Origin of the sequence: Streptomyces sp. NBC_01477, assembly GCF_036227245.1 — a bacterium.
In the GTDB taxonomy this organism is placed as follows: Bacteria; Actinomycetota; Actinomycetes; order Streptomycetales; family Streptomycetaceae; genus Actinacidiphila.
In genome coordinates this window covers 5,330,991-5,345,556 of record NZ_CP109445.1, presented here as the reverse complement: position 1 = coordinate 5,345,556, position 14,566 = coordinate 5,330,991, and the positions used below count along the sequence as shown (strand labels likewise).

7 protein-coding genes are annotated in these 14,566 nt (G+C 74.2%); 4 read left to right on the top strand and 3 right to left on the bottom strand.

Annotated features, from left to right (window positions below):
• Positions 1 to 32: 32 nt before the first annotated feature.
• Together OHA86_RS22725 and OHA86_RS22720 are read right to left on the bottom strand one after the other, a co-directional pair.
• Positions 33 to 6,440, bottom strand: coding sequence for an NACHT domain-containing protein (locus OHA86_RS22725; protein WP_329178011.1), 6,408 nt, complete (start codon positions 6,438 to 6,440; stop codon positions 33 to 35).
• The gene (locus tag OHA86_RS22720) at positions 6,437 to 7,417 is read right to left on the bottom strand and encodes an alpha/beta fold hydrolase (protein WP_329178010.1); all 981 of its coding nucleotides are present in this window, start codon (positions 7,415 to 7,417) and stop codon (positions 6,437 to 6,439) included. The genes OHA86_RS22725 and OHA86_RS22720 overlap by 4 nt, the downstream gene beginning before the upstream one ends.
• Positions 7,418 to 7,757: 340 nt before the next feature.
• On the opposite strand from OHA86_RS22720, the gene OHA86_RS22715 reads away from it, so the two are divergent.
• The 3 genes from OHA86_RS22715 to OHA86_RS22705 all read left to right on the top strand — a co-directional run bounded on the left by OHA86_RS22715 (position 7,758) and on the right by OHA86_RS22705 (position 9,921).
• Positions 7,758 to 8,846 (top strand): alpha/beta fold hydrolase, encoded by a 1,089-nt coding sequence (locus tag OHA86_RS22715; protein WP_329178009.1) that lies wholly within the window; start codon positions 7,758 to 7,760, stop codon positions 8,844 to 8,846.
• Between the two features lie 111 nt (positions 8,847 to 8,957).
• Positions 8,958 to 9,152 (top strand): hypothetical protein, encoded by a 195-nt coding sequence (locus tag OHA86_RS22710; RefSeq protein ID WP_329178007.1) that lies wholly within the window; start codon positions 8,958 to 8,960, stop codon positions 9,150 to 9,152.
• Positions 9,094 to 9,921 (top strand): vWA domain-containing protein, encoded by an 828-nt coding sequence (locus tag OHA86_RS22705; protein ID WP_329182509.1) that lies wholly within the window; start codon positions 9,094 to 9,096, stop codon positions 9,919 to 9,921. Before OHA86_RS22710 ends, OHA86_RS22705 begins: the two co-directional genes overlap by 59 nt.
• A gap of 326 nt (positions 9,922 to 10,247) precedes the next feature.
• Here OHA86_RS22705 and OHA86_RS22700 read toward each other — a convergent pair whose 3' ends face one another.
• A complete protein-coding gene (locus OHA86_RS22700) occupies positions 10,248 to 12,374 on the bottom strand; it encodes a BTAD domain-containing putative transcriptional regulator (protein WP_329178005.1) in 2,127 nt (708 codons plus the stop codon).
• Positions 12,375 to 12,946: 572 nt separating this feature from the next.
• On the opposite strand from OHA86_RS22700, the gene OHA86_RS22695 reads away from it, so the two are divergent.
• Positions 12,947 to 14,530, top strand: coding sequence for a class I adenylate-forming enzyme family protein (locus tag OHA86_RS22695; RefSeq protein ID WP_329178003.1), 1,584 nt, complete (start codon positions 12,947 to 12,949; stop codon positions 14,528 to 14,530).
• Positions 14,531 to 14,566: the final 36 nt, after the last annotated feature.

Genomic DNA, 14,566 nt, shown 5'->3' with positions numbered 1-14,566 from the left:
AGGACCACCGCACCGAGCCGCGGGCCGGGGACCTAACCGCCGGGCGAGGCCGTGTCGCCGAAGTCGAGGTAGCGGCCGAGGTCGTCGCCGGCCGGGGCGCTCCGCAGCAGGCGGCGGAACTCGGTGCGCCGGTCGGGGCCGAGGGCCAGGGCTACCGGGTCGTCCTGCGCGTTGCCGTTGCCCGCCACCTGGACGAGGCGGCGCGGGGTGCCGCCCAGCGCCCGCAGGATGCGGCGGATCCGCAGGCTCTCCGCGGAGGTGCAGCCGGGCGAGCGGTAGCAGGCCGCCGCGAGGCCGGTGAGGCCGTGCGCCACGAGTTCGTTGCGGCAGCCGCCGAGCCGGTCGAGCAGCGCGTTGACCAGCGACCCGCCCTGCACCCGCTGGACGTGCTGCACGAAGACGAAAGCGGCCTCGCACAGCCGGCTCGACCCGCGCATCGAGACCTCGAGCACCTCGACGAGGCCGGGGCCGCCGCCGGGCGGGTCGAGATGGACGTACCGCAGCCGCGACATCAGCAGCAGCGCCGACATCATGCTCTCGTCGGCCTTGTTCACCGCGGCCACGCTCAGGACGGGCTGCGCCTCCTCAGGGGCCAGGTGCAGCTGAAAGGCCGTGGGGTCGTCGTCGCTGAGCACCACCAGCAGATTCAGCAGGGCGCTGGTCACCGCCTCGTCGATCGGGCGGGCGTCGCCCAGCCGGTCCTCCGCCGCCATCGTCCGCAGCCAGCGCCACAGCAGCGCGATCGCCCGGGGGGTGTCCAGCTCCTCGGGGATCCACTCCGCGGTCGCCTCGGCGCGGGCGTACGTCAGGCGCCAGATGAGGTCGCTGTAGCGGGAGAGGGTCTCGCGGTCGGGGCCCTCCTGCGCGGTGCACAGCGGGACGGCGCTGTCGCGCAGCAGGCCGCGGGCCACCTGCACCAGATCCGCGGAGCCGGCCGCGGTGCTCTCCAGCGCGGCATGGCACGCCTCCACCACGGGCTTGGCCGCGCCGAAGCGGTACGTCCCGCCGGGCAGGCCGGACAGCGTCAGCTCGGGCAGGCGGTCCCGGACGCAGGCCCGCGCGACGGCCTCGACCAGCTCGTCGGCGACCGCGACCGTCGAACCCGAGCTGATCTGGCAGGCCGCCGTCTCCACCACGGCGCGCAGCGCGGGCAGCGGCAGCGGCTGCCCGGAGTCGAGCCATTCGACGAGGACCGCCTGCGGCCCGGGCTGCCAGATCGAACCGCCGGACAGCATGTGCGCCCAGGCGTCCCAGCCGCCCTCCTCGGCCGCCGCCCGCCGCAGGGCGTCCCTGACGGCCTCCGCGTCGTCCACGTCCCACTGGTAGAGCGCGGTCAGCAGCAGCCCCCGGCGCATCATGTCCGGTTCCGCGACCGCGGCCCGGGCCAGCCGCCACCAGGTGTCCACCCCGCGCTGCGACAGCAGGTGGTGCCGGGTCGCCCGGCCCCCGTAGGTGTACGCGCCGAGGAGTTCCAGCCGCGCGCGGGCCACCACACCGGCGTCCGCGCGCATGATGAGGTCGGCGAGCGCCAGGAGGTCGGGCGGTCCTTCCAGCGGCAGCGCGGCATGGAGGGCCAGCAGGTCCCGCACCGTGTCCGCCCAGCGCTTCCCGGCGGCCGAGGGCAGCGCGAGAAGCTCGTTCAGGCCCGGGACGACATCGGCGTCCACCGAGGTGACCAGGGACAGCTGATAGGCCGCGGCCTCCTCGCCGTCCGGGCCGCCGACGAGCGCCGCGAGCCGGTCGAGCAACTGCCGGTCCAGCGGGCGGCTCCAGCCGTGGACCGGCCCGTTCGCGCCGCGCCGGTCCATCCGGTGGCCGCCGGCCCTGCCGGGCGGCACCGGCAGGCCCGCGTCCGGGTACGGGCCGCCGCCGCGGCTCAACCGTTCCCGCTCCGCCAGCAGGCGCGGCACGGTGAGCAGCGCCACCCGCTGCGGCTGCCCCGACAGGCCGTCGGCCAGCCGGAGGGCCAGCGCCTGCGCGCAGCCGACCAGGTCCCCGGCGGCGTCCGCCCGCAGCACCGGGCTGTCCAGGCCGGCCACCAAGCGGTCGAATCCGGCGCGGACTTCGGCGTCGTCGCACAGGTGGTCGCGGCAGCGGTACAGCGCCTCGGCGAGCCGCGCCTCGTCCCGCGCGGTGGCCAGCAGCGCCAGGGCGGCCCGGTGGTGGGCGGGCCGCCGGTCCGCCGGAAGCCGGTCGGCCAGCGCGATCAGCAGCAGCGCCCGCGCACAACTGTCCGTACCGGGCAACTCCGCCTGCGGTTCGGCCAGTTCGGCGAGAACGTCGGCGTCCGGCTGTGCGTCCGAGTCCAGCAGCAGCGCCCGGCAGCGGGCCGGGAGGTCCGCCGGGACCGGGGCCGCGCGCCCGGGCCGCCGGGGCGAAGTGAGGATCTCGGTGACCAGGACCTGGCCGAGCCAGGGGGCGGTGCGGGCGAACCAGCCCACCACGGCGCCCAACGCCTCGATGGGCGTGCCGAGTTCGCCGCCGGTTGCCGCCGTCGGGGTCAGCCACAGCGCGGGCGCGCCGGGCTGCTCCAGCAGATTGCCCTCCCGGCGCACCTGGAAGTACGGCAGCGTGGTGAACCAGCCGAGCGCGCAGAGCAGCCGGTCGCCCCGCAGCCCGTTCAGATCGGTGTCCTCGTGCTCGTACCAGGCACCGCCCAGCGCCCGGCAGGCCAGAGCGTCGGCGTGCAGCACCGAGGCCGTCTGCGAGCCGAGCCCGGCGCCGGTGGCGAGGTCGACCGGGCGGCCCGCCGCGAGGAAGGCCGCGTGCAGCAGGAACCGGTGCAGCGCGGGGCGTTCGCGCTCCGGGACGTCGCCGTCCCACACGGCTCTGACGAGATGGTGCGCCTCGCGCAGGAAGGCGTCGGCGGTCGCCTCAAGGGCCCCTTCCACCGCCCGCAGGCTGTCGGCGCCGTCGGTCATCGGCCGGCCGTCGAGGACCAGCAGGCCCAGCTCCGCCTCGGTCCGCGCGGTGGCCGACACCTCCGGTACGGGTGCGGGGCCGGCGCCGGCCGTGCTCTCCAGGACGCGGCGAAGGGCGGCGGGGTCGCCCGGTGTGGCGAGCACCCAGCCGCGGATCGCGGAGGTCAGCGCGGGGTCGCAGCGCCGGCTCAGCCAGCGGACCTCGATCTGGGCTGGGGGTTTGCCGCGGGTGCTGACCTTGGTGCCGACGGTGTCGAGCATCACGGCGATGCTGTAGACCACGTCGGTCGTGCCGAACCTGGGCACGAGTTCGGCCGCCCGCCGCTCGATCGCCGACTCCCGCGCCGAGTTGGGCAGATTCAGCAGCCGCGCGAAGTCGTCGTACTCGGCCGACCAGGTCAGCGTGTCGTGGTGGTCGAGGCCGCCGAACAGCACGCACAGCACGCGCGCCGCGCCGTCGTCGGCCAGGCACAGGCCGAACCGGTCGGGGCGGGCCGTCAGCAGGTCGCGGACCGGGAGCAGCCCGGACGGCACCTCTTCCGCGGTCTCCTCCGAGACCCGCAGCCGCTGCCGCTGCCAGGGCACGGGGCCGAGTTCGGCCAGCCGCCGGGCGAACACCGCCCCCGCGCTCAGGTCGTCGTCCTGCGGGGTCTCGAAGCGCGCCAGGATCTCCACCGAGCGCGCCGGGGTGCCGGCCGCGGCGCGTCGCAGCGCCCGGTGCACGGGCCAGCCCCACTCCCCGGTGTCCGCCCGGGTCAGCCGGGCGAAGACGGTCAGCACCTCGCGGGTCAGCCACTGGCGCCGCTCGTACAGCGCGGACAGCGGTCCGACCAGCGCGTCGTCCTGCTCCATCAGTGACAGCGCCACCGTGTCGAAGAGCCCGCGGCCGGCCCGGCCGCGCAGCACCGCGAGCCGGTGGTCGTACTCGTCCAGCACCTCGGCCTCGGCCGGGGCGAGGACCCAGAAGCGGGCGAAGAGCGTGAGCAGCGCCCGGATCTCGTCGGCCTCCCGCACCGCGGCCGTGCCCTCCTGGTCGGCGGGCAGCAGCAGGTCGGCCCACTCCTCCAGCTCCCACGCGTCCCCTTCCGCCGCCTGCGCGATCACCGCGGCCTTGACCTGCGGGGTGCACGAGTCGATCGCCAGCAGGACGGGCACCCGCCAGCGGTGGTCCGCGAGCCGCTCGTTCTCGCGGATGTGCCCGGCCAGCCGCACGGCGACGGCCGCGGGCGGCTCGTCCCGGCCGCCGCCTGCCATGGCGGCGTCCAGCAGGTCGTGGCCGACCAGATACTCCCGGAAGGTCTGGTGGATGAAGCCGAAGCGGCGGGGCGACTCCTCGGCCAGGATGCCGACCTTGCCGCGGATCAGGTCGATGAGCGACAGCGCCTCGCTGGTGCGGCTCTCCCTGGTCAGCCGGCCGAGGCCGAACAGTGCCTCCTCCAGCGCCTCCAGCAGCGCGTTCTCGCCGATCCTGCCGTCGGGGTGGCGCTCGTGGATACGGCGGGCGATCTTCGCCATCACGGCGAGGAATTCCGCCGGGGTGGCCAGCAGCCCTTCGAGCGCGGAGCCGCGCGTGCTGTCGGCGATCGCCCGCCAGCGGTAGCCGGTGTCCAGCACGAGTTCGCGGTACAGCTGGGCCTGGTCGGCCGGCAGATTGCCGTGCACGTACATGTACATGCACATCGAGGTCAGCAGGATCGGGGTGGCCGCGAGCACCTGCACCGCGCGGTCGCTCATCGCGAGCTGGTGGAGCATCAAGGCGGCCAGCTGCGGCTGTTGGAGGTGGTCGAAGAAGCTCTCGCAGTAGACGGTGACCTGCTTGCCCGTCATGGGCCTGATCAGGTAATGCGCGGCGTCGTCGAGCGGGAGGTAGACCTCGTCGTAGCCGGCGGTACGGCTGGTGATCACCACCTGGGCGGCGGCCCGGCCGGCGGCGGCGTGCGCGCGTACGGTCTCGGTCAGCACGGCGAGCACGTCCTCGCGGTGCTCGACCAGCTCGTCCAGGCCGTCGATGAGGATCACCGCCTCCCCCTCGGCCAGCGCGCGCTCGAACATCCGCTGGGCGACGTAACGCGTGGCCGTCAGCCGGTCGATCAGCGACTGGTCCGCGGTGGCGGCGAGGAATTCCGCGAGGCTGCCCGGCGGTTCGCCCCGGGTGAACTCCTCGTCGTAGTAGCGGGCGTAGTCCGCGGCCCTGATCCGCAGCGGCAGCCGCACCCGGCCGGGCGGCGGGACGTCCCGGGGCCGGCGCAGGATCTCCAGCGACTCGTCGGCGATCGTACGGGCCAGCCACTGGCACAGCACCGACTTCCCGCTGCCCGGCGGCCCGAGCACCACCAGGATCTTGTGGCGCGCGAAGGCCTCCTCCAGCGCGATCGCGCCCTGCGGATCGGCCTCGGCCGACGCGAGCACCCCGCTGGGGCGGACGTCCCTGCGCGGCCGGGGCAGACCCCAGCTGCGGCGCGACTCCTGCTCATTGAGCCGGCGCAGCAGTTCGGTGCGGCGGCGGTCGGCCAGGCTGCGGGGGTCGGCCTGGAGCGAGACGTACATCTTGCCCAGGTCCAGCCGCCGCAGCCGCTCGGCCTCCTGCTGGTCGGCGGCTCCGGCGTCCACGCCCAGGCCGCCGAGGTCGATGTAGCTCCAGGCGTGCCCGGCCCACTGCAGGTACTTCAGCCGGAGCCCCCGGTAGGACCCGTCCGTCGGGAACGGCACCGGCCCCCGGGCAACATCGCTCGGCGACCGGCCCGCGCGCCCCTCGGCGGCGGGGGTCAGGCCCTGGGCGTACGTGCCGGGGGCCGGCCGGACGTTGTGGGCGATCCACAGCCGCTCGGGCCGGGCGCCGCCGTATCCCCACGCCACCGGGAGCTGGCCGGGCAGCCGCGGGCGCAGGCCCACGACCAGCTGCTCCGCGTGCAGTTCGCGCGGGCCGCCGGACTGCCCGTCGGTCAGCAGCCGGGCGAGTTCGCGGCTGAACCGCATGTCGTACGCGGGCTGGTGGGCGCCGGTGGCGGTCAGCACGGACAGCCCGCCCCGGCCGCGCCGCGGACCGGCCACCAGGTCCTCGACGGAGAGCACCCCCGAGGCCGCGTTGCAGGTGTCGAGGAGCGCGACCACCCCGCCGGTGCCGGTGGACTCCACCGCGCCGGCCAGCAGGTCCTGGACGTTGAGCGCGTTGTCGCGGCGCTCGGTCGAGTCGGCGGTCATGAAGTAGAGCTTCGAGACGTCCCCGGGCGTGAAGCCGTGCCCGAGCAGGGCCAGGACGAGGGTGGCCCCGGCCTGCCCGGCGCGCTCCATGGCGGAGCCGAGCGCGAGGCGCGCGTTGTCGTAGTCGACCTCGTCGTCGCCGCCGAGCAGCGCCCGGCCGTCGGGCAGCGCAGGTACGCACCCGCCGCGGGCCGGGTCGAGCAGGGCGTCGCGCAGCTCGGCCGCCGCCTGGGGCAGGGCGTCGAGCCGGTACTGCGAGCGGCACTGGGTGGCCAGCACGAGCAGATGGCGGGCCGGCCCCTCGGGCGCGGTGGTCATGCGCCGCTGTCGGCGGCCCTGGTGGCCAGGGCCTCCATGACGGGCCCGGCCACGGCGGGTTCTGCCAGGTATTTGACGGCGGAGTGGACCACCGCGCCGTCGGAGTCGATCCGCCGGGAGACCGGCACGACACCTCGGGCGTTGGGCCGCACTTCGGTCAGCTGGTGCCGGCTGACGATCAGGTCGTCGCGGTCCCAGAAGTTCAGCCAGCGCTCCACGGTCGGCGGGGTGCGCGGCGGTTGGGGCACGATCCGCGGCCACACGATGCCGCGCATCCCGATCGGCGAGCCGATCGTCACGAACAGCTTCACCGGCCCCGGGTGGCCGGCCAGGGTCTCCAGCGCCACGACCGAGCCGAGCGAGTGGGCCACCACGACGACGGGGCCGGTGCCCAGTGCGGCGCCGACCCGGTTCCTGACCCGGGCGTCGATGGTGGGCTGCCCCGGCTGCGCGGCTTCCGCCCGCCGCAGATAGCGGGACACCTGCGCCAGGTGGCCGCGCATGACCGCGGCACCGGCCCATTGGGCGGGGCGGCGCAGCCGACGCCATTCGAGCAGCGTGGTCAGCACGTTCAGCGAGTGGCGCAGGACGCTGCCGACGGCCTGCGGGGTGCCGTCCGGGTGCAGCAGTGCCCGCACCTCCGCCAGCAGCTCGCGCTCCTGCGGGTCCTGGGCGTCGGGCAGCCGGTCCGCGGTCAGCTCGTCGATCAGCGCGAGCACGATCTCCGCGTCGGCCTCGGTGAGGTGGTCGTCGGCGGTCTCGCCGCCCTGGGCTCCCGGGCGCTGCCACAGGTCCGCGTAGGAGGCGAACGCCAGGTCGAAGGTCCCTCCGGCCCGCAAGGCCGCCGCGCTCGCGCCGTGCCCCGCGGCGTCCGCCCCGCGGGCCAGCGCCTCGCGCCAGGCGGCCAGTTGCTCTGCCGGATCCTGCGCCGGACCGATGCCGTGGACGAAGACCAGCCGCGGTCTGCCGTCATTCATAAGCCACCGCCCGTCCGCGCCACGGCAGACGGTATCCGCACCGAATCAGCCACTTCGCCCCCCAGCCTCGTATCGGTGATCGCGCCCCCAGGTTACGCACATTCCCCCTCCAGGCGGATGACAATCCGCCTTTTCACGACACACCCTGCCTCGACTGTTTTCTCCGCGGTCGGCGCACCTCGCCGGGGCGCCGCGGGCCTCGTCCGCGGCGGCGGCGCGCCGCACTGACGTCACCTGTTTGACTGGTGACGCGGTGCGTGCGAAGGTCGTCGCCATCCGGGCCGGCGCGACGGACAGGAGTGCGCGGTGGCGGGACATCGGGACACGCGGAGGGCCGCACATGATCGACCGACGGACGTTCGGGAAGGCGCTGGGCACGGGCGCCGCCGCCGCTTCACTCGCCGCGCCGGCGCCGGGGGCGCGGGCGGAGTCGGCCGCGTCGGCGCCGGGGGCGGAGCCGGGCGCGGCCAGCGCGTCCGGCCCGGGCAGTGCCTTCGACGCGGACAGTCCGATGGGCGCCCACACCGCGTTCGGCCCGCTCCGGCAGGTCAGGGCCGGTCTGCTGGACGTCGGTTACGCGGAGGCGGGGCCGGCGCGGGGGCCGGCGGTCGTCTGCCTGCACGGCTGGCCCTACGACATCCACAGCTTCGTGGACGTCGCCCCGCTGCTGGCGGACCGGGGCTACCGGGTGATCGTGCCGTATCTGCGCGGCCACGGCACGACGCGCTTCCTGTCGGACCGCACCGCCAGGAACGCGCAGCAGTCGGCGGTCGCCCTCGACGCCGTCGCGCTGATGGACGCCCTCGGCATCGGGAAGGCCGTGCTCGCGGGCTTCGACTGGGGCGCACGCACCGCCGACATCGTCGCCGCGCTGTGGCCCGAGCGCTGCAAGGCGCTGGTGTCGGTGGGCGGTTACCTCGTCACCGACCTGGCGGCCAACCGGGAACCGCTCGCGCCCGCCGCGGAACACGCCTGGTGGTACCAGTTCTACTTCGCCACCGAGCGGGGCCGCGCCGCCATGGAGGACCGCGGCAAGCGGCACGACCTGACCCGGCTGGTCTGGGACACCGTCTCCCCGACCTGGGACTTCGACGACGCGACCTTCGAGCGTACGGCGGCGGCCTTCGCGAACCCCGACTACGCCCGCATCGTCATCCACAACTACCGCTGGCGGCTCGGGCTCGCAGAGGGCGAACGGCGCTACGACCGCTTCGAGCGGGTCCTTGCCGGCCGCCCGGTCATCGCGGTGCCCACCGTCACGCTCGACGCCGAACGCGACCCCTTCACCGCGCCGGGCGGCGGATCGTCCTACCGCGACCGCTTCGCCGGTCCGTACGACCACCGCACCCTCCCCGGTGTCGGCCACAACGTGCCGCAGGAGGCACCGGCGGCCTTCGCCCAGGCGGTCGTGGACGCGGCCTCCTTCTGACGGCGTCCTGCCGCGCCGGAATGCGTCACCGGCTTGACAGGTGACGGAAGCGAGGGAAGCCTGTGCGTCACAGGGCGCGGAAGCGCACGCACGACCGAGCGGAGGGTCACGATGGAGAGCGACCGCACCAGGGACACCGCTGCCGAGGCACGCCGCGCGAGGTTCGGCAGCCTGCCCGCGCGCATCCGCCGCGAGGACATGATCGAGGAGCAGCGGACCGGCTCCAAGGACCCGGCGGGGGACGGGTATTCACCCGAGCGCTCATGGGCGTCCTTCTCCTGCCTGGCCCTCGACCTGGGCCTGTGACGGTGCGGCGGCCGGCCGCGGGCACCTGACAGACCACGTCACGGACCTCGGCGCGGACGGCGCGCACGGCCTCACCCCGCAGGAGCGGGACGCGGTCCGCTTCCGGGTCGCGCAGGGCATCAACGGGCGGCCCGGCGACGCCCCGAGGTCCTGGCGGCGGTGGGCGGAGGAGGCCTTCCATCCGCCGCAGCCCTGGCGTGACCTGCTGGGCGCGGCGATCCGCTCGGCGGTCTCGGGCGGCGGCGCGGGCGAGGACTACAGCTACGGGCGGCCCTCGCGCCGCTCGGCCGGTGTGCCCGGCGCCGTACTGCCGAGCATGTGGCGCAGGCCGCCGCGGGTCTGCGTGGTCATCGACACCTCGGCGTCGGTCAGCGACTCGGAATTGGGCAGCGCGCTCCTGGAGGTCGCCGCCATCTCCCGTTCCGTGGGCGGCCGTCGGGACCTGGTGAGCGTGCTGCCCTGCGACGCGGCGGCCCGCGAGGTGCAGCCGCTGTGCCGCGCCCAGGGCATCGCGCTGATCGGCGGCGGCGGTACGGATCTGCGCTCGGGCTTCGCCAGGGCGCTGCGCGGCCGGCCGCAGCCCGATGTCGTCGTGGCCCTGACCGACGGCCGGACCCCGTGGCCCACCGCCCGCCCCGCGTGCCGGACGGTGGTCGGCCTCTTCGCCCGCGGACCGTCCCGCCGCTACAACGAGGACAACCCGCACTACACCCCGGACGCGCCCCCCGACTGGGCCCGCGTCGTCACCATCGGCGACGGCCCCGGCTGAGGCCCGCACGGTCACCCGTCCGGCCGGACGTAGCGTACGGTCACCGGTCCGCCGGTGCGGCGGAGTCACCCGCGCGTACCGGACCGTCACCGTCCGCCGGCACGACGGTCACCCGGCCGGCCGGACGTAGCGTACGGTCACCGGTCCGCCGGTACGCGTACCGAACGGCGTCCAGCCGCGCGTAACGGACGGTCACCGGTCCGCCGGCGCGGCGAAGTCACCCGCGCGCACCGACCAGTCAGCCGTCCAGCCGGACGTACCGGAGGATCACCGGTCCGCCGGCGCGGACCGGGCCGTCACCCGCCCGCCGGTACCTACGGGCACGGTCACCGGTCCACCGGCACGTACCGGGCGACCTCCGCCGCTCCGGTCAGATCGCCGGTCCAGGCGCGGGCCGCCGCGGCGCCGATCCTGCTCTGCAAGTGGGCCCGGCGCAGCCGCCCGGTGGCACCGTAGAGCACCTCGGCGGTCAGGGCGTGGGTGAAGCGGAACCAGCCCAGGCGCTGCTGGTCCTCCGCGATCAGGCCCGCCGCGACCGCGGCGTCGAGCGCTTCGAGCGCCGCCTCGATCCCGACCGAGGCGGCCTCGGCGACGACGTCGATGTCGAAGTGCCGCCCGGCCACCGCGGCCACCGCCAGCACCCCCGCCGCGGTCTGCGGCAGCTCCGCCACCCGCCGCAGCACCACTTCGCGCACCGGTACGGGCACCGGCGCCGTGTCGGGCCGCTCCAGGCGCTGTTCGCTGGTCAGCAGCTTGATCAGTTCCCGCAGGTAGAACGGGTTGCCCTCGGTGCGGTCCCACAGGCCCTCGGCCGTACGCCTGCCGACCTCCCGGTGGAGCATGACGCCGGCCAGCGCCTGCGTCTCCTGGACGGTCAGGCCGCCGAGCGTGATCCGGGTGATCTCCGCGCGGGCCAGCGCGGCCGAGGTCTCGGTCAGCGTCGCCTCGCCCGACCGGTAGGACACCGCCACCAGCAGCCGGCTGGCCGGCACCGACTCGGCCAGGTGCGCCAGCAGCCGCAGCGACGTCACGTCAGCCCGGTGCAGGTGGTCGAGCACCACCACCAGCGGTGCCGCGTAGGAGGCGCCGGTCAGGTAGTCGACGATCGCCTCGAACCGCCGCAGCGTGGCCGCGTCCGCGTCGGCGCCCTCCGCCGGCTGCCGGACGTCCCGGTCCAGCAGCTCGGCCACCGGTCCCGGCACCGAGCGCTGCGGACTGTACGCGGCCAGCGTGCGCAGCACCTGCTGCCAGGGCCACAGCGGCGGCGCGGCTACATGTTCGGGGCAGGCGCCCCACAGCACCGGCACACCAGCCGACTTGGCGAAATACCGCAGCAGGCTGGTCTTCCCGATGCCCGGCTCGCCCGACACGGTCACCAGTTGGCCGCGGCCCGCCCCCGCCGCGGGCAGCGCGTCGGCCAGCTGCCGCAGCGCGGCGTCCCGGCCGACGAAGACCTCGGCGTCGGCGGCCGGCGCGGGCAGCACGTCCACCGCGCCGAACCGCTGGGCGGGCACGGTACGGGCGGACGACGGCACGGCCGGGAAGGCGGGGACCGCCGGGATGCCCGGCAGGGTCGGCGGGTGCCAGTCGAGGGCCGGTGCCTGGTTGAGGATCTCGGTCTCCAGGTGCTGGAGCGCCGGCCTCGGGTCGATCCCCAGCTCCTTGGCCAGCCGCTTCTGGTTGGTGCGCAGCACCGCCAGCGCGTCGGCCTGCCGGCCGGCCCGGTAGAGCGCCAGGCTCAGCAGCTCGCAGCCGTACTCACGCAAGGGGTGGGCCTGCGTGAAGGCCTCCAGCTCCGCCACCGCGACCTCGTGGGCGCCGGCGGCCAGCAGCGCGGCGCAGCGCCCCTCGATCAGTGAGAGCCGCAGTTCCTCAAGGCGCTCCACCTCGGGCACCACGTGGGTGGCGTGGGCCACTTCCGCGTAGGCCTGTCCGCGCCACAGGGCGAGCCCCGCCTCGAACTCGCTGAGCGCCTGCCGCCGGTCGCCGCGGCCCCACGCGTGCCAGCCCGCCGTGGCGCGCTCGCAGAAGCGGTGGACGTCGACCTGCACGGAGCGGCTGTCCAGCAGGTAGCCCTGGCCGTGGGTGCGCAGCACCGTCGCGGGTGTCCTGCGGGCCCGGGCGGGTTCCAGCACCCGCCGTAAATTGGCCACGTACGCGTGCAGCGAGGTGCGCGCCGAGCGCGGCGGGCGCCCGGCCCACAGCTCCTCCAGCATCACGTCCACCGTGACCGGCTGGCCCACCCGGCTCACCAGCAGCGCGAGCAGCGCGCGCTGCTTGGGCGTGCCCAGATCCACCATGCGGCCGTCGACCACGGCCTCCACGGGACCCAGCGCCCGGAATTCCACAATTCCGTGCGGAGTGCCCTGCGTTTCCAGCGGCTGGGCCTCGGTCCATCGAATATATCCGGGCGGTGTGCGATATGTGGCTGCAGATATCTCTGCGGTGGTCATATCATTGGTCCTTCCGACGCCGGATCTCCTTCGGGTCCTGACACATCGGCGCCATCATCGCAACCGCCGCCGTCCTGCCCGACCATGAACATGGCCGTACCCCCGTGAATCACACAGACAGCTACCAACAGTTACTGGGTAATACTCAGATACGAGAGTGGCTACTTGATGACTCATTGTCAAGGCCGTGGATTGTTCAGGTCTAGCCTGAATGTGACGTGATTTGTCTGTTTGACCTGGGCATTTCAACAAACTGTTAGGCCCGCCGTCGCCCTCCGGTAAGACACCCGTCGACGACGGACGCGTCGTGCCCCCCGGGGCCGCCCCACCGGCCCGCCGCGGCCCGCTTCCAAGCCGACGCCAACCCGATGGACAGTCACGGCCAAGTCCCGTGTCTGATGCTGGGTGCCACTCGGCAGCCGGAAGGGGACGCGGACGTCCGCCCACCGCAAGACCGGTCGATTGCCGACAGGCGGACCTCAGACCTCGGTGCTCGTTGAGCGTGCCTCGTACGCCGCCGAGCCGGCGACGGCCCGAATTCCATCTCATTTCTGGAAAAGGAGCTGGTTCTGATGATGGGCTTCACGGTCGACCGTTCGATAGCGAAGCACGGTCTTCAACTCGGCAGTATGCCGGAAATGGCCGCGGCCAAGAACAGCTCCACGCTGCTCACGCTCGACCACGACCTCGACGTACTCCCCGCGGCGGGACGGCGTCTGACGGTCGCCCAGCTCGCCGAGCACGTGGACGACCTGGCGGGCCGGCTGTGGGCAGCCGGGGTCCGGCCGGGCGACACCATCGCGATCTACAAGGCCCCCAACTTCGACGTCTGGATGCTGGCCTCCGCCGCCGCCCGCGTCGGAGCGGTGCCGGTGATGCTGTCGCCGGCCCTGGACGGCGCGACCGTCGGTGTGCTGCTCGGCCGGCTGCACCAGCCGCACCTGCTCACCGACCTGCCCAAGCTCGGCGTGCTGGCCGACGTGCCGGTGCGGGAGCTGGCCAAGACCGTGATCATCGCGACCGGTGAGTGGCCGGGCGCGGTGGCGCTCACCGACCTCGCCGGGTCCCCGCGGGTCGAACCGGTCTTCCGCGGCCTGGACGACCCGGCGATGATCACCCACACCTCCGGCACCACCGGCGTGCCCAAGCTCGTCGTGCACACCCCGCGGACCATGGGCGTACGGCTGCGTCCGCAGTGGTGGCTGCTGTCGCTGATGTGGCGGCGCGACACCGTCGCGATCAACCTGCCCTTCGTGCATTCCCGGATGTACGCGGCCATGTCCCTGGTGCTGCTCAAGGCGATGCCGGTGCTGCTGATGAACAATCCGAAGTCCGACGAGGTCGCCGGGCTGTTCGTCTCGCACAAGCCGACCTTCATCGAGGCGCTGCCCAACGCGTTCATGGACTGGGAGGTGCTCGCCGACGACCCGCGCAAGCCGTTCGCGTCGGTGAAGTACTTCAGCAGCACCTTCGACGCGATCCACCCCAGGACGATCACCCGGCTCATCTCGTCCTCCAAGCGCCGGGTACCGCTGTTCTTCCAGATCTACGGGCAGAGCGAGGTCGGCCCCGCCGTCGGCCGGCCGTACTTCAGCAAGTCCGTCCACCGCACCGACGGGCGGTGCGTGGGCTACCCGATGCCGGGCTGCGCCAAGGTCCGGGTGGTGAGCCGGAACGGCAGGCCGCCGTCCAAGGCCAACCCCGGCGCCATCGAGGTGCGCTGGGACGGCATCGCGCACAGCTACTTCGGCGAGCAGGAACGTTACGACGCCAACAAGCACGACGGCTGGTGGAAGACCGGGGACGTCGGCTACCGCACCAAGCGCGGCTGCCTGCACATGCTCGACCGCGAGGTGGACATGGTCCCGGACACCAGCAGCACCCTCGAAATCGAGGACCTGATGCTCAGCCGCCTCGACGAGCTGACCGAGCTGGTCGTGGTGATCGGCCCCAACTCCGAGCCGGTCCCGATCATCTGCACCAGCGGCGACCTGCCGCTAGACCTGGAGCGCTGGCGCACCGCCGTCGCGGACTTCCCGCAGCTGAGCGACCCGGTCCAGGTCGCGGAGGCCGATCTGCCGCGCACCGCCACGATGAAGGTCCGGCGGGTCGAGCTGTCCCGGCGGCTGCAGGACCAGTTGGAGAAGCGGGCTTGAGCCGCACCCGCCGCGGCACCGTTCCGACCCGGGTCC